This is a genomic window from uncultured Streptococcus sp., from assembly GCF_905372115.1.
Classification (GTDB): domain Bacteria; phylum Bacillota; class Bacilli; order Lactobacillales; family Streptococcaceae; genus Streptococcus.
The window spans coordinates 1-15311 of sequence record NZ_CAJPNR010000024.1; the positions used below are offsets into that span (position 1 = coordinate 1).

Annotated in this window: 12 protein-coding genes, 1 tRNA gene and 2 pseudogenes; 5 read left to right on the forward strand and 10 right to left on the reverse strand. The window is 41.6% G+C overall.

What is annotated here, in order from left to right; all coding sequences use genetic code 11:
* Positions 1-178: pseudogene (locus tag QZ169_RS07400) on the reverse strand (ribosome small subunit-dependent GTPase A); the annotation flags it as partial.
* Between the two features lie 234 nt (positions 179-412).
* On the reverse strand, positions 413-5098 hold the full coding sequence (locus QZ169_RS07405; protein WP_295505868.1) for a Cna B-type domain-containing protein: 4686 nt from the start codon (positions 5096-5098) through the stop codon (positions 413-415).
* Positions 5099-5292: 194 nt separating this feature from the next.
* On the opposite strand from QZ169_RS07405, the gene QZ169_RS07410 reads away from it, so the two are divergent.
* Positions 5293-5375 (forward strand) — tRNA-Leu (locus QZ169_RS07410).
* A gap of 146 nt (positions 5376-5521) precedes the next feature.
* Here QZ169_RS07410 and rsmA read toward each other — a convergent pair.
* The 6 genes and pseudogenes from rsmA to QZ169_RS07440 all read right to left on the reverse strand — a co-directional run bounded on the left by rsmA (position 5522) and on the right by QZ169_RS07440 (position 11168).
* Positions 5522-6394, reverse strand: coding sequence for a 16S rRNA (adenine(1518)-N(6)/adenine(1519)-N(6))-dimethyltransferase RsmA (gene rsmA, locus QZ169_RS07415; RefSeq protein WP_295505870.1), 873 nt, complete (start codon positions 6392-6394; stop codon positions 5522-5524).
* A 20-nt stretch (positions 6395-6414) separates the two neighbouring features.
* The gene (locus QZ169_RS07420) at positions 6415-7269 is read right to left on the reverse strand and encodes an SDR family NAD(P)-dependent oxidoreductase (protein ID WP_295505872.1); all 855 of its coding nucleotides are present in this window, start codon (positions 7267-7269) and stop codon (positions 6415-6417) included.
* Positions 7270-7280: 11 nt separating this feature from the next.
* Positions 7281-7871, reverse strand: coding sequence for a ribonuclease M5 (gene rnmV, locus QZ169_RS07425; RefSeq protein ID WP_295505940.1), 591 nt, complete (start codon positions 7869-7871; stop codon positions 7281-7283).
* A complete protein-coding gene (locus QZ169_RS07430; RefSeq protein ID WP_295505874.1) occupies positions 7843-8613 on the reverse strand; it encodes a TatD family hydrolase in 771 nt (256 codons plus the stop codon). The genes rnmV and QZ169_RS07430 overlap by 29 nt, the downstream gene beginning before the upstream one ends.
* A gap of 96 nt (positions 8614-8709) precedes the next feature.
* The gene (locus tag QZ169_RS07435; protein ID WP_295505876.1) at positions 8710-9951 is read right to left on the reverse strand and encodes an MFS transporter; all 1242 of its coding nucleotides are present in this window, start codon (positions 9949-9951) and stop codon (positions 8710-8712) included.
* Between the two features lie 130 nt (positions 9952-10081).
* Positions 10082-11168: pseudogene (locus QZ169_RS07440) on the reverse strand (ArsR/SmtB family transcription factor).
* Between the two features lie 205 nt (positions 11169-11373).
* Between QZ169_RS07440 and QZ169_RS07445 the strand changes: the two are divergent.
* The 3 genes from QZ169_RS07445 to QZ169_RS07455 are packed head-to-tail and all read left to right on the forward strand — an operon-like array spanning position 11374 to position 13495.
* On the forward strand, positions 11374-11850 hold the full coding sequence (locus tag QZ169_RS07445; protein WP_295505878.1) for a DUF2975 domain-containing protein: 477 nt from the start codon (positions 11374-11376) through the stop codon (positions 11848-11850).
* A gap of 8 nt (positions 11851-11858) precedes the next feature.
* Entirely contained in the window at positions 11859-12077 is a 219-nt protein-coding gene (locus QZ169_RS07450) for a helix-turn-helix transcriptional regulator (RefSeq protein WP_002899126.1), read from the forward strand.
* Between the two features lie 2 nt (positions 12078-12079).
* Complete coding sequence (locus tag QZ169_RS07455; RefSeq protein ID WP_295505881.1) at positions 12080-13495, forward strand: DUF4153 domain-containing protein; 1416 nt, start codon at positions 12080-12082, stop codon at positions 13493-13495.
* Between the two features lie 110 nt (positions 13496-13605).
* Here the strand turns inward: QZ169_RS07455 and QZ169_RS07460 are convergent, their stop codons facing one another.
* Positions 13606-14169 (reverse strand): DNA-3-methyladenine glycosylase I, encoded by a 564-nt coding sequence (locus QZ169_RS07460; RefSeq protein ID WP_295505886.1) that lies wholly within the window; start codon positions 14167-14169, stop codon positions 13606-13608.
* Positions 14170-14180: 11 nt separating this feature from the next.
* Positions 14181-14645: a pyridoxamine 5'-phosphate oxidase family protein gene (locus QZ169_RS07465; protein WP_295505900.1), complete on the reverse strand. Its 465-nt coding sequence runs from the start codon at positions 14643-14645 to the stop codon at positions 14181-14183.
* Positions 14646-14669: 24 nt separating this feature from the next.
* Between QZ169_RS07465 and QZ169_RS07470 the strand changes: the two genes are divergently transcribed.
* Positions 14670-15287, forward strand: coding sequence for a YafY family protein (locus tag QZ169_RS07470; protein ID WP_295505942.1), 618 nt, complete (start codon positions 14670-14672; stop codon positions 15285-15287).
* The last annotated feature ends 24 nt before the right edge of the window (positions 15288-15311 follow it).

Consider the following 15311-nt stretch of genomic DNA (forward strand, 5'->3'; position numbering starts at 1 on the left):
CTGCTATTTTTAAAATATAGCCTTCCGAGTCTTTTTCAGCTGAAAATTCGACTTCATCACCGACATAAGGTGTCTGCCCTTTTTTGCGAAAATTACCCCGCGCTCTGGTTTGATAAATCTGTCCGTCCGACTCAACATAATAAAAGCCAGCCAGAGCCTTAATGATTTTTCCTTGCAAGATTGCTCCTTAAAAGTTAATACACTCATTATAACAAAAAAAGCGAGATTTAGCTTGCTTGTTTTGCATAGAAGACATTTCTTAAGGTTAGGTTCATTTTTCATAGGAAGCAGTTGTTTTAAAATACTTGAGATGAAACTGACATGATAAAAGCGAACAAGCTCAAAAGAACCTGTTCGCTTTTTCATATCGAATGAGATATTTACTGTGCTTTTCAGTAAGTCACAAAACTGATTAGCTGCGTTTCGCCTTAGCCATCAACATTCCTCCTGCGAGAAGCGCTGCTAGGAAGCCAAGAATAGTAACAAGAAGACTTTCTTCCTGTCCAGTACGAGGAAGAGCTTTTCCTCCGACTTTCGGAGCTTGACCGCCTAGCTTATCAGCAGAAACCTTCCCTTCAACACTCTCTTTCTTAGCAGGGACATGACTAAAGGTCAGCTGAGTACCGTTGATCTCAAGCTTGTAGCCATCTACTGGATCAGCAGCAACGCTATAGACAATTTCCTTACCGTCCTTGTACTTAGGAAGGTCGCTAAAGTTATACTGCCAGCCATTTTCTTCTGACACAACCTCTTCTTTGATTGGTTTGCCATCTGCCAAGAGGCGAACAGTAATCTTAGAAGGTCGCACCTTATCTTGATTTTCAGCATCTGACCATACCGCAGTTCCCTTAACAGCAATCTGTGTTGGTTTATAGCTATTAGTCAAAGTGAAGCTGCCATCTGTTGCTTGCTCTTGGCTACTGCTATAACCCTCAACCGTCACTTCCTCAAGGACTGTGTAGTTGATTTTCTTACCTTTCTTGTTCTTCGGCAGATCTTTGGACTCAAACTTCCAGTCAGTAGCTGCTGTCACTTCCAGCTCATCTACCACCTTGTCTCCGTCCAAAATCTTTACCTTGATAGATGCTGGGCGCTTGCCGTCTTGATTATTAGCATCATCCCAAACCTTTTGACCAGAGACTTTAACAGTTTCTGGAGTGTAGGAGTTGGTAATAGTGAACTTATCAATCTTAGTTTCATATTGAGCAACAGCATCTTCCTTAAGTGTGTAGGCAATCTCTTGACCATTTCTATATTTAGGCAGGTCTTTAGATTCAAACTTCCATCCATTAGCAGCTGTTACTTCAAGTGTATCAACAATAGTGCTTCCATCCATTACCTTAACTGTAATAGATATTGGGCGTTTGCCGTCTTGGTCATCTGCATCATCCCAAACTTTCTGACCAGAAACCTTCACTTGCTCTGGAGTATGAGAGTTGGTAATCTTCTGACCTTCTACCTTAGGACTGTAACCTTTTTCTTTCAAAGCGGCTACTGTTGCATCATCCTCTTTGACAGAGTAGGTAATCTCCTGTCCCTTGTCAAACTGAGGAAGATTGGTGAAGCTTGCTTTCCAAGTGTTAGCAGCTGCCTCATTATCAGCCGTCAAGGTTAATGTCTTGCCTGCGACAGCAATTGGATCTTGACCGTTTACTGAGCGATACAGCTGCACTGTGATAGAAGCCGGACGCTTGCCGTCTTGGTTATCAGCATCATCCCAGACCTTAGTCACAGCATATTCTGTACTTTGAGGAGTGTAAGAATTAGTAATGGTGAACTTATCAATCTTAGTTTGATATTCCGCAACTGCTTCTTCAGTAACAGTATAGGCAATCTCTTGACCTGCTGCATACTTAGGAAGGGCTTTAGACTCAAACTTCCAATCGTTAGCAGCTGTTACTTCCAGCTCATCTACGACAGTATCGCCATTTTTCACTTTAACCTTAACAGAAGCTGGACGCTTGCCATCTTGGTTATCAGCGTCATCCCAGACTTTTTGACCGGAAATCTTAATCATCTCTGGAGTGTAAGAGTTGGTAACTGTGAAATCTTTGATTTCTTTAGTGTAGCCAGCTACATCATCTTCCTCGATAGAGTAATCAATCTTCTGACCATTTTCATAAACTGGTAGATTTTCAAATTTGGTTTGCCATTGATCAGCAGCCGTCACTTCCTTGCTAGTGACTTCTGTCTTGACACCGCCGACTGTCTTCATCAGCTTAATACTAATCTTAGTTGGACGCTTACCGTCTTGATTATCGCTGTCATTCCATGTCTTGCTGGCAGTGATTTCTGTCTTCTCTGGTGTATAAGAGTTAGTGATATTGTAGCCGTTGAGATTGGTTGAATAACCCGGTACAGCTTCTTCTGTCACTGTATAGGTGATTCGTTGGCCATCCTTGTAGACTGGCAAGCCGGTAAAGTTGTAAGACCAGCCTTCTGCCTCTCCGACTGTTTGAGTATTGACTTTTTGACCGTCAGCTAGCAGATTAACTGTGATAGAAGCTGGACGTTTGCCATCTTGGTTATCGCCATCTTCCCAAGTCTTGCTTCCAGACACAGTCGTTGTCTCGGGAGTGTAAGAATTGGTGATGTTGTAACCATCCACTTTGCTAGTATAACCTGGAACAGCTTCCTCACTTACAGTATAAGTGATTTCTTGGCCTGCTGCGTACTTAGGCAAAGCCTTGGACTCATACTTCCAGTCGTTAGCGGAAGTCACATTTTGCTCATCCACAACCGTATCACCATTCAGAATTTTAACCTTAACAGAAGCTGGACGCTTACCATCTTGGTTTTCCGCATCATCCCATTTCTTCTGACCGGAAACCTTGACCGTTTCTGGGGTGTAAGAGTTGGTGATGTTGTAGCCGTCCACCTTGCTCGTGTAGCCTGAGACAGCTTCTTCTGCAACAGTATAAGCAATTTCTTGACCTGACGCATATTTAGGAAGAGGATTAGATTCATATTTCCAACCGTTAGCAGCCGTCACTTCCTGCACATCGACAATATCTTGGCCTTTCAAGATCTTGACTCTAACAGCATTTGGGCGCTTGCCGTCTTGGTTATCCGCATCTTCCCACTTCTTCTGGCCGGAAATCTTGATGGTTTCTGGCTTGTAAGTGTTGGTCACTACAAAGCCATCAGCTGCATTGCCAGTTACCTGAGATTGATAGTGAGGGACCGCGTCTTCTTCCAGAGAATAAACAACTTCTTGTCCCTTTTCATATTTGTTCAAGTTGGTGAACTCGGTTGCCCACTGGTCAGCTTCAGTCAGAGTTCGGTTCTCAACTTCTGATTTCTGACCACCAACTTCTTTATAAAGTTTTACAACAACATTGGCAGGGCGTTTACCGTCTTGATTTTCAGCGTCATCCCATTTCTTGCTTGCTTTGATAGAGATTTTCTCTGGCGTACGACTATTGGTGACAGTGAGATTTTCCTGATCTACTTCTGGAGCATCGTAGCCATCAAGCTGATCTTCACCGATTGTATAGGTGATTTTTTGACCATTTGTATCAAAGATTGGTAAATCACTTGTCTGAGCTGTCCACTCCGCATCAGTACTGCCACCAGTTACGGTCACTGTCTTATCAGCCAGTTTTTGACCGTTAGCGTAGACATCTACAGCAATAGAAGCTGGACGCTTGCCATCCTGATTGCTTTCATCTTTCCAAACTTTCTTGACTGTCAGCTTTTTGCTGGCATTTGGATCTACCGTATTCTTGACTGTTTTGACTGCACCATCAGCCTTGATGGTCACTTTCATCGGATTGCTGTCCAGTACATAGCCTTCCGGAGCTGTTACTTCTTCTACTGTGAATTGACCTTTCTTGATTTCTTCACTTGAGAAAGGCTGTGTAGAAACCCGACCGTTAGCATCTGTCGGCGGCAGAGTAATCTCTTCACCGCTAGGAGTTGTCACCTTAAAGACAGCACCTTCCAGCATTTTGCCAGTCTTAGAATCTTGCTTGTAGAGAACCAGACTGTTGCTGATATCCGCTGTAATGACACCGCCTTCTGTAATCCGGCTGCTACGCTCTACTGTAGAACTCGTCTGACCAGGACGGTCATCTCTGAATGGCAGTTTTGTATTATCAACTTCCATCTCAGCCGTATTGGATACTAAAGAACCATCAGCTGGTGAAGTTGTCATATAGTTCAACATAAAGGCACGATTGCCTGGGTTATTGATGGTTAGAGTAAACTCTGTATAAGTGTCATTATAGGCAACTGTATAATCTTGACCTTCTTTCAAGATAACAGAATTCGCAATACTTGATAAACTCTGCGTGTACTCCCCTTGGCGAAGGACAAATTGCTCCGGAACGAATTGCATTGGCGCACTGCTATCTGGAATTACATCCTTGATAACAATCGGAGAATTATAAGTCTTTTGCTGAGTATTGATACGAACAGTCCAGTTGTGCGAGTAGTCACCGTTCTTTCCTAGAATAGCCGAATTATATGGCTTCTTAGCAATGACTCCTCCAATCTTAGCGTAGTTTTCACCAGCTGTTGAAAAACTGCTCTGTTTGCGCTCGTTAATGGTTACCTTATGGCTCATCGCGCCTTGAGTTTCCTCAGGCTTATAATTCCAGTCCTGATCAGCGCCTACTGTCGTCGCCTGAAAATCAAAGAAGAAGCTCCCTCTTACTCCACTGGCAGTCGTTTTCGATCTATAATCTGCCAAATTCTGAATAGTAACCGTGATCAGACCGCCCTTACCTGAACCATTCGATGTCATCTTAGCAGCTCCGAGCTGGACCTGCGTTTCATTATCTGTCAGGGTAAAGGTTGTACCATCAGCAATGGTTGCACCGTTCGGCACTGTAAAGGTAAAGGTATCCCCATCCTTGAGCTTGTTATCGTAAGCAGACAAATCAAAAACTAGCTCATAACGATAATTTCCCCCTTGAACCAAATTGTAAGCACCGTTAACCTTGGTTGCTTCGCGGCCATTAGAGTGGTCCCAGATTTTAATATCTGTGATTGCATTCTTCAAAGCATCCGCTTGAGCAGTTGCTGTAAACAGCTTCAAATCCAGCAAAAACAGAAGGGGCAGCATCAAAAATAGCAGCCATTTTTTCAGTTTCATAACATTCTCCTTTTTTATTTCATTACCTAAATAAGTAATTAATCTAATTGTAACAAATACTTGCTATAATGGCAATATCATAGAGCTATTTTAGTAAAGAAAAAATAGAAATTTTTCTGCTTTCTTCATACAGTGAAAAAAACTGATATTCTCTATTGGCATTTTCACAAAAATAAGTTATAATAGAATCTCAAGCGGAGGTGGTGGAACGGCAGACACGCATGCTTCAGGCGCATGTGCCCGTACGGGTGTGAGGGTTCAAATCCCTTCCTCCGCATAAAAAGCAATCCTATCATGATTGATAGGATTTTTTGTTATTATGAAGTAGAATTACACTGCAGAGAAAAGACAGAAATTTCACTTTCATATGTACCTCATTAGCAAAATAGAAGACCAGCTATGTAGAGCAGATCTTCTGTTTTTTTATAATCCTTCAGACTTCAAAGCATCTGCCAGGCGCGCAAATTCCTCTAAACTCAGAGCTTCTCCCCGAACACTTGGAGATAAGTCAGCTCGTTCTAAAGCTGCTGTCAGTTTGCCTTTAGTCTCCTCTGACTTCCCAAAACAACTGGTCAGGTTATTCCATAGGGTCTTCCTGCGGTGGACAAAGCTGGCCTTGGAAACCTTGAAAAAGAATTTCTCGTCCTGTACTTCAACAGCTGGCTGGTCTCTGCGCACCATCTTGAGAATGGCCGAATCCACATTTGGCGCTGGTACAAAGACTGTCCGTGGCACGATAAAGGCAACCTTAGCCGTCATGTAATACTGCACCGCGATTGACAAACTACCGTAGGACTTGGTATTCGGCTGAGCTGATATCCTATCTGCCACTTCTTTTTGCATCATAACGACGAACTCACTAAAAGGAATTCCGCTTTCAATCAAATGCATAAGAATCGGCGTCGTGATGTAGTAGGGCAAGTTTGCCACTACCTTGATAGGCAGGTCTGGATTCTTAAACTCTGCTATGTACTGAGCCAGATCAACCTTGAGAATATCCTGATTAACCACTGTCACATTGTCAAAATCGCGCAGAGTATCCGCCAAAATCGGCACCAGCCGATCATCAATCTCAAAGGCCATGACTTCGGCAGCACTTTCCGCCAAAAATTCTGTCAATGCCCCAATACCAGGACCAATTTCGATGACATTGACCTTTTTGTCAATCTCAGCAGTATCCACAATCTTCTGGAGGATGTTGGTATCAGTCAGGAAATTCTGACCGAAAGATTTTTTAAAAGTGAAACCGTGACGCTCCAGAATGGCACGGGTCACACTATGGTCTGCAATACGCATGTTTTCTCTTTTCTAATTCGTTATTCGTTATTTTTTAAGGAGGTCATTTGCTCAAGCAAGGTGTAGAGTTTTTTCTGTTCTTCTTCCTCGTAAGCAAATGCATTAGCCTTAACTTCTCTGCATTTCTCATCATACAAAAAGCCTTCATAGGTATCTTCTGTAGATAAAGCTATATAGACTTTCGCCATCTCTTCAGGACTAATCGAAAATCTCGACTTAATTTTATACAGATTTTTCATAAAAGCGCTGAGGTGATCATAGCGGCGCATATCAACTTTGACATTGGTTACACGGATTGCCTGAATTTTGATGCCTTTCCACTGTTTCCGCATATAAAGGGACAGCATCAACAAGGCCAGCTTATTCTGATAATAGGTCTTAGCAGGACTGTAATGTTTTTGACCGGATAAATTTTCAAAATCAAGCTTCATGAAAGGATAAAGCACCAGCCCTTGGGAAGAAATATTAATAATCCGACCACTTTCTGACTTTTCCAACAAGCCCTTCAACAAGGTAGAAAGTAAAAAGGGAGCAACCACGTTGGTCGCAAATTGCTTTTCTAATCCATCTTTGGTTATCACAAGACTTTTGATTGATAAATCAAAATCAGCCGCATTGTTAATTAAAACATCTAGAGCGTCTTCTTTTTTAATATACTGTTCTACCGCTTGCCTGACACTTTTCATATCAGATAAATCAACCAAGATATAATCTACATGCAGATTTCCTGTTTGTTGACGGATTTTCTCACAGGCTTGCTCAGCAGCTGCTTTTCGACGGCAAAATAGGGTCACTGACCACCCCTTTTCAGCCAACTGTTTTGCAGCCTGATAGCCAATACCACTATTGCCACCTGTAATAATTACTTTTTTCATTTCTTACTCCGTTAGACTGAATATTTGAGCATGGCTTCTTCCACTTCCACCAAAGTCACACCAAACAATTCCAAGCGTTTAAGCAGCTGCTTGCCGTTAGAATAGCCGATGCGGAGCTCTTCACCCAAATACTCTCGACGCTGACGGCTGTCATTTGCCATAAGCAGACCTAGTCGTACAAGGTCGCCTTTGGTGATGTCAAAATTATCCTCATCATCAAAATATCCGACCAGCCCAGCTAACGCATGCTGTAAATCCTCAAATGAAGCATGCTCTACCCCAAGCGATTTACCCTTGTTCTTAGACTTGGGAGCCGCCTCATCTCGACGAAGAAAGGCATGCTGAGCAGTTGGCACTGCCTCCATAATCATTCGACGGATACGCTCACCATTGTAGTCTGGATCGGTAAAGACAATAACACCACGCAGCTGGTGCAGTTTCTCTATCCTCTCTAGGTCTTCTTCATTGATAGCAGAACCTCTCGTCTCGTAAGTGTCCACTTGGTAAAATCGCTGCAGATTGGCTGTATCATCCTTGCCCTCAACGACGATTACTTGAGGGATTTTTATCTTCTCAGTCAAGCCCAAACACCTTCTTTGCATTATCATAGGTCGTCTGCGCTACTTCGTCGGCAGTCAGTCCACGTAGCTCAGCAATTTTCTCTACCACATAGCGAGTATAGGCTGTTTTATTTTCTCGGCCACGCTTGGGAACAGGCGCTAAGTAAGGCGCATCCGTCTCGACGAGGATTTTGTCCAAAGGTAGATTCTGCGCAGCCTCCTGAATATCCGTCGCTTTCTTAAAAGTAACGACTCCAGAAAAGGAAATCATCATCCCTAGCTCGATAAAGCGCTCTGCCATTTCCAAAGAACCGGAATAAGAGTGCATAATACCACCTCGAGGGCCGACACCCTCACTCTTGATAATCTCATAGGTGTCTTCTAAAGCATCACGCGTATGAACGACAAAGGGCAGGTTCAGCTCTTTGGAGAGCTGGATTTGGCGTCGAAACACCCTCTCCTGAACATCCTTGGGCGCAGTCATCCAGTGATAGTCCAGCCCAATCTCGCCCAGAGCCACAACCTTGGGGTGACGAAGCTTATCCAGCAGATAGGCTTCCACCGCCTCATCATAAGTCCCAGCCTCAGTCGGATGCCAGCCAATCGTAGCATAAAGCTGATCATAGCAATCTGCCAGCACCAAGGCGCGCTCAATGGTCGGTCGGTCAAAACCCACAATATTTATTTTGCTGATGCCCATTTCTGTAGCCAGCTGGAGCTCCTCTGCCTCTCGACCAGCAAATTCTTCCACATTTAAATGCGTGTGTGTATCAAAAATCTTCATGGTTTACTTCCTTGTATTTCCTGTCCTATATTATACCAAAAATGACCTGAAAAATCAGAAGTCTCTTCAAAGCAGAAAAAATAAGATAGCTACCATTTAACAGCTATCCGAATACGTCTTCAAGTTCTCCATTGGAATAATCAAGTAGAAAGACAGTGCCAGCATTAACACAAGAGGGAGGAGAATATAAATAACCCCCAAACTGCTGGCAAGAGCTATTAACAGCATGGATAAAACACTCGGAACAGCCATGCTAAATAGATTAATAGCCGACTGGATGGCCCCCATGGACTCTTCTGGAATCATACTGAATACAGATTTCTGCAATCTTGGACTCAGCAGACCGACTGTAACAGAGCAAGCAAAGCTTGCTATCAGGACAAGTAAAAAGTTTTGCCAGAAAAAACCGCAAAGAATAAAGCCCTCAAATACTTGGCTTGCATACATAGCAAGCTTAGTCGAAAAGTTTTTCAGCAAACTGCCACTCAAAATATTCCCTAAAATCAGACCAGCGGAACTTAGAACAATTAACACGGCAATAGACTGACCGACCTGCAGATTCCAAAAAGGCCTTTTCAGCAATAAAAGAGTCGCTACTGGCGTCAGAATGTTCAGAGTGACTTGCCCAAAGGTTGAAACCAATAACAACCTCACAACGTTTTTCAATCCCAGCAAGACTTTAAGAGAATCCAACAAATGCTGCCAATAATTCTCTCTATTTAGCTTCTTGACACTGCTAAACTCCGGTTCTAAGTTCTGTAATCTTTTACTAATATACCAAAAACCAAGGTAAGCTAGCAAGAATGTCAGAGCATTCAGACCTGCCAAAGCTCCGATACTCATCCAAGAAATGAGAAAACCGCCAGCTAGATTCCCCAAAATATGAACCAGACTCATACTAGCCTGCCGAAAGCCCATTGCAGAGGTCATATCTTGCTCAATCACCTTTACATAAACCGGCATCAGCATGGCACCTGAAAAATAACTCAGACTATCCGACAGAAAGTTAATCAAGCAAATCACAAGCAGAGTCAAGAAAGAGAAGTCTTGTCCAAGCAGCAAAAACGTTACCAAGCTATATAAGAGCACCTTACTAAACTGTATAAGCAGGTATTTATGAATGCGATTCTTCTGAAAGTCCGCCGCAACTCCAGTAAAAACTTGAATTAACTGAGGTAGCGTTTCAGAAAGAGAAATCAATAAAACCGCAAGTGGAGCAAAAGAATAAGCGGAGACATAGTTCATCAAAGCCAAATAAAAAACAATGTCCCCAAAACCTGAGATCCATTGATTGATGAGCAACTGGCGAAAATTTTTATTTTTTGCAAAAACAATCATACGACATCTCCTTTACTCTTGTTCGATTTTTGTTTAACAAATCATAACAATAAATTAGATAATTGTCAAATTTTTATTAGATTTTCATTTTACAAAAAGAAGACCTAGAATGAATCCAGGTCTTCTGAAACTATGTTAGGTCTTGTTTGAACTTCTCTATAATCTTTCGAATCAGTTCTTTATTGACCATGTATTTAACCGAATCATCATCCATCACAAGCTCCAGCAAGCCAGAATTTAGGAGCTTTTGCGTATGGAATGAGATAGAGGCTCTTGTAAGCCCCAGTTTTTTAGCTATATCTTTATTCTTGGCATGTGGCTGAATCAATTCAATCAAGACTTTATAGCGGGTTTCATCACCAAGAGTTTTTAAGGTCAGAGCCAATGTTTCATCGTTAAGCTCCGATTCCGCCTTTGATAACTGGGAACTTCTCGTCGAAAGGACTAAGGAATAGGAAGTGAAATCAGGAACCTTTTCAAGAAAAGAGTCAATAAACATGGGTGACAGAACAAAGACTTGAGTGTCCTTTTCAAGAAGCTTGGCATTCTGTTCTTCATCATCCATCACATCAGATAGGCTAAATTCTTTTTCAAAAGCTAGTACTTCTTGCTCAAACTGCTCATAAATAGGCTGATAGAGCTCAAACACTCTTTCCAGCAAGGAAACTAATTGGTCCCGAAGCTTCTCTGGATGCTGAATTGCTTGGTACCAGTACCATTTATTTTCCGGAGACTTGTCACTATTCTCTATAAAAGCCAGCAGTTCTTCAGGATGTCCCTTGATGACTTCCTCTTTAGAAAGCTTAAGTGATAAACAATAGATGATTTGCTCTGCATCTAGTTTTTTCATACATTCTAACAAGTCATGCGGATTGACCGGATCTTCTCCTTTTTCTAGCAAGTAGAGGTAGAGGAGCGGAGCCAGTCCCACCGTAGCTCCTTCAAACAAACAAACCGTAACAAGCTCGTTTTTCAAAGGAAGTAAATCCTGATAGAGCTTATCATAGTGCGGCTGTACATCAAGAAGCAGCTCCTTTTGATTCTGCCGTAAATCCATCCACATATGTTTATCATCCCTTGAAACGATGGCAGGCACCATGAGAAATTCATATAACTTACTACGATAATGAACAAGCTTTACACCCACAGATTCTTCCCTCCTTACATACACATACTCCGCTTCTGACCAGAAAGAGTATACAATTCCTGTTTTTCATTATACCAAAAATCAAACAAAATATTCATCCCCTTCCGCTCTGTTCATCTCCTGACAAGAAATCCATCTCTATACAATATGAAATTTTTATAAAATTCCGTCTAGTCCTTAAGACCGATTTTATCTTTTTTCGATATTTTCTTATTGATTATCGATAATATTCGTGTTATAGTTACTAAGAAATGAAACGTTAGTCGGAGGAAATTATGACAGACAAAATAAAAAAGACTGCTGAAGATATGAGCATTACACTTACAAAAATCAGTATCAGCTTTTTATTTATTGCTTCCATTATCCTGATAGCCCTAGGACCTTGGGTCGTCAATCTAGTTATCGAATTTCCCTCTCCTTTCTTTCAAGGGGAGACGCGCTTTTGGATCTTACTGCTGCTCGGCTATGTCCTAGGCTGTCTAGCACTGGCCTGCATTGTCCATCTCTATCGACTCCTTAGCCGCATCGGTAAAAATCAGGTTTTTATCACGCAAAATGTTCAATACATGCGCTACCTTGGCTGGGAAGTAGGCACTGTCGCTCTCATCTCCCTCTTTATGGGACTGACAGCCTATTTGCCCATGCTCTTAGTCACTGTTTCTTGCAGCATCTTGACCCTGATTATCCGTGTCATCCGCAACGCCTTTGGCAAGGCCATTGAGCTGCAGGATCAAGTAGACTACACTATTTAGGAGGTCTTATGATTCAGATAAATTTAGACCTTGTCATGGCACAAAAGCGCATCAGCGCTGGCCGTTTAGCAGAGTTGATTGACCTAACACCAGCTAATCTATCTATCCTAAAAAATAATCGAGCCAAGGCTGTCCGCTTTTCAACACTCAATGCTCTCTGCCGTGAACTAGACTGCCAGCCTGGCGATATTTTGGAGTATATCCCTGACGACGAGGAGGAAAAATAATCATGGAATATCCAGCACAAGAAGAGATGAATGTCCGGCCTTGTCTGCCCGCAGACGCAGAACGACAGACCATCTTTACAGGCCTAGAGGACAAGCAACTGCGATTCTTTAAAATCAGCTATCTAATCCTCTATCTTTTAACCTACTTTTACTCTGCAGTATTTTTTAATTATCAAACTGCATCCTTTTTCCCTTTTGCAATTGGTCTTATATTGCTAAGCGAAGCCCTAATCAGGAAATTGTCCTATCCATCACTGCAGATAAAGAATCTTGACAGCAGATTAGAGGCTAGAAGCTTTCTGATTATGACGCTAGCTCAAGCCCTAGCTTTAAGTCTCTGGGGGCTTCATCGTCAGCTAGAATTTTTCCAATTTCTAGCCATCCACATCTCATTTGCTTTCTATATTTTGTCCCGCACCGGCTGGTTAAGCCAGGGGCGTTTGGGCATCCTGGTCTGGTTTGATGCCATTCAAGCCTTCTGCATCCTGCCCTTTAAAAATTTCATTGCTGCTATTCTAGTCTTTATAGAAGGCAAGCAGCAGGACTCTTCTGACAGCTCTGACAGTCTTTCTTCAAAGAAAGCCCAACAGCTCGCTATTATTGTCAGCAGCTTCTTTGTCGCGGGAATCTTGGTCTACTTTGTCTGGTCCCAGCTGAGTCAGGTTTCAGACAGCTTTGCCTCTTTCTTCAGCAATACCGCTGATTTCATTGAGAATCTATTTGACTCCCTCTTTTCAAGTCTTGATAGCAGCATGATTTTCTTCAAGGCCTGCTTGGCTGTCCCTGTCAGTCTGTACTTGTACGGCCTCCTAGCCGGCAGTCTGTTAGGCAAAAAAGATACTAAACTTAGCTACAAAAAATTTCAAGCAAGCATCCGCCCTTTGCGAGTAGCACCTGCTTTCGCAGCCTACATTATCATCGGCAGCCTCTGCCTGACCTATGCTCTCTTCTTCCTGACTGGCCTGACTGAGCTCGGTCAGCTCCTTAGCGCTGGAACAGTAGCTCAGGCTATTTCTCCGCAGAATGCTTCGACCGTTGCCGTAGCTGGCTTCTGGCAGCTGGTTCGGGTATCTATCCTTAACTTTGCAGTCCTAGGCGTCTTCTATCTGATTCCCAAAAAGCCACTCTGGGATCAGAAAGAGACGCGATTCGCAGCTACTATCCTCTTTATCTTTACCGGTCTGCTGGCCTTGCTAGCTGGCTGGAAATTATTTGGCATCTACATCTACCTTTACGGACCAACACCGCTGCGCTTGATTTCAGCATGGTTCATCCTAGTTCTCTTAGTTTGGTGTCTACTGACCCTGATTCGTTTCTATAAACCTATCCAAGCTATCCGCATCGGTATCTTTTACGCCCTGATTAGCTTTACCTTGCTCTGCTATCTGTATCCAATACTTTTACCAGTGGCAAAATAAGCAACTGCGCTTAACTATACACAAAAAACCAGAAAGAAACTGATTTTCTTTCTGGTTTTGTTCTCTTTTTTATATCATTTACCGGCATTCGATAATAGGCGCTCATCCTTCTAATAGAGTCTAAAATCACAGGTCAGCAAATGATCATTGACCATGCCAATTGACTGCATAAAGGCATATACAGTCGTAGAGCCAACAAAAGAAAAATCTTTCTTTTTGAGTTCTTTACTAATTTTATCGGATAGTTCTGTTCGAGCGGGCACCTCTTCAATATGAGACCATGAATTGAGAATCGGTTCATTATCTACAAACGACCAAATATAAGAATCCAAACTACCATATTTTTCTTTTAGCTTTAAATAGGCTTTAGCATTTTTTATAACTGCCTTTATTTTTAGCCTATTTCGTATCACTCTTTGATCACTAAGCAATTCTTCAATCTTCTGCTCGTCATAATTGGAGAGTCTTTCAGGATTAAAGTTTTCATAAGCCTCTGTCATAGCATCCATTTTTGACAAAATAGTTTGCCAGCTCAAGCCCGCCTGCTGACCTTCCAAAATCAACATTTTAAAGAGTTTATGCTCGTCATGCACAGGTCGCCCCCATTCATGGTCATGATAATTTCTCTCAAGCTCACTATTTTCAGCCCAGTCGCATCTTTTTATCTCAACCATCTATTTTCTCCCTATAGTTTGATTTTCTCAACTTGATTATTATCTAAGACCAAGAAAGCATCAGAAAAAGATACTTCAAAAAGTTGCAAGGAGTTTATGTGTTGCTCAATAATATCTTGATAGTAAGGATACTTCTGAACAAAAACACTTCCTATATCCTCAATAGAAAGCTGGCTTTCTTTGACTCTCCCTTGAATCCGGACATACCTTCCATCACCTTTCGGGACTGTTGTAAGAGCAATACGATTATTGATTGCCAACTCTTGAATTTTATGACTATTTTTAAATGAGATAAAGAACAATTTCTTTGCCTCCTCATCATAGTAAAAATTTACAATTCTTACATTTGGGATATCCTTTACAGAAGTAGCTAGAGCCATTTCTGTCTGTTCTGCCAATAAGGCCTTAAAATATTGTTTCATATTTGACTCCTTTATTATTTTCTCTAAAACTAGTATAATATAAAAAGGTGTCATTTTTTGAAACCATTTAATAAAAATATGGAGTTTCTCATGAATAAATCTCAAAGAATTAACGATATGCTTATTTTCCTCAATAAGAAAAGACAATTCAATCTAAAAGATATTATGAATCGATATCATATTTCAAAAAGCACTGCCCTTCGTGATATTGCCAGCCTTGAAACGCTGGGAATTCCTATTTATTCTGACTTAGGCCGGAATGGCAGTTATAAAATTCTTAGCAACGACTTGTTATCTCCTATTATTTTCTCCATAGATGAAATTTCTGCCTTGTATTTTTCCATGCTGACTCTAGAAAACTACAATATGTGCCCTTTTGATATTGACCTACAAAAATTAAAAGAAAAATTTGAAAACTCGATTTCAGAACAGCAGTTAAGCAAGATCACAAAAATTGAGAAAATCCTTCAACCAGAAGTCAGGAAAACAATCAACAACTCTCAGTTGCGAATCATTCTTGATATTTTATTACATAGACAGGAAGAATTTTTTCCAATTAAGTATGAACAGCAGTCTCTTCAGGTTCAATTTATCAAACTATTTAGCCACAAAGGAGACTGGTATGTAGAAGTCATAAATAAAGACACTGGACAAAAAGAGGATCTTTCCTGCCAGTCTATTGAATTTCACCCATAAATTTAAGACAAAAAACCAGCGGTC

What these genes read in the sequence shown, in the direction of transcription:
- QZ169_RS07405 (WP_295505868.1), bottom strand. Translation starts at nt 5,098, where the DNA reads ATGAAACTGAAAAAATGGCTGCTATTTTTGATGCTGCCCCTTCTGTTT.
- rsmA (WP_295505870.1), bottom strand. Translation starts at nt 6,394, where the DNA reads ATGCGTATTGCAGACCATAGTGTGACCCGTGCCATTCTGGAGCGTCAC.
- QZ169_RS07420 (WP_295505872.1), bottom strand. Translation starts at nt 7,269, where the DNA reads ATGAAAAAAGTAATTATTACAGGTGGCAATAGTGGTATTGGCTATCAG.
- rnmV (WP_295505940.1), bottom strand. Translation starts at nt 7,871, where the DNA reads ATGCAAAGAAGGTGTTTGGGCTTGACTGAGAAGATAAAAATCCCTCAA.
- QZ169_RS07430 (WP_295505874.1), bottom strand. Translation starts at nt 8,613, where the DNA reads ATGAAGATTTTTGATACACACACGCATTTAAATGTGGAAGAATTTGCT.
- QZ169_RS07435 (WP_295505876.1), bottom strand. Translation starts at nt 9,951, where the DNA reads ATGATTGTTTTTGCAAAAAATAAAAATTTTCGCCAGTTGCTCATCAAT.
- QZ169_RS07445 (WP_295505878.1), top strand. Translation starts at nt 11,374, where the DNA reads ATGACAGACAAAATAAAAAAGACTGCTGAAGATATGAGCATTACACTT.
- QZ169_RS07450 (WP_002899126.1), top strand. Translation starts at nt 11,859, where the DNA reads ATGATTCAGATAAATTTAGACCTTGTCATGGCACAAAAGCGCATCAGC.
- QZ169_RS07455 (WP_295505881.1), top strand. Translation starts at nt 12,080, where the DNA reads ATGGAATATCCAGCACAAGAAGAGATGAATGTCCGGCCTTGTCTGCCC.
- QZ169_RS07460 (WP_295505886.1), bottom strand. Translation starts at nt 14,169, where the DNA reads ATGGTTGAGATAAAAAGATGCGACTGGGCTGAAAATAGTGAGCTTGAG.
- QZ169_RS07465 (WP_295505900.1), bottom strand. Translation starts at nt 14,645, where the DNA reads ATGACACCTTTTTATATTATACTAGTTTTAGAGAAAATAATAAAGGAG.
- QZ169_RS07470 (WP_295505942.1), top strand. Translation starts at nt 14,670, where the DNA reads ATGGAGTTTCTCATGAATAAATCTCAAAGAATTAACGATATGCTTATT.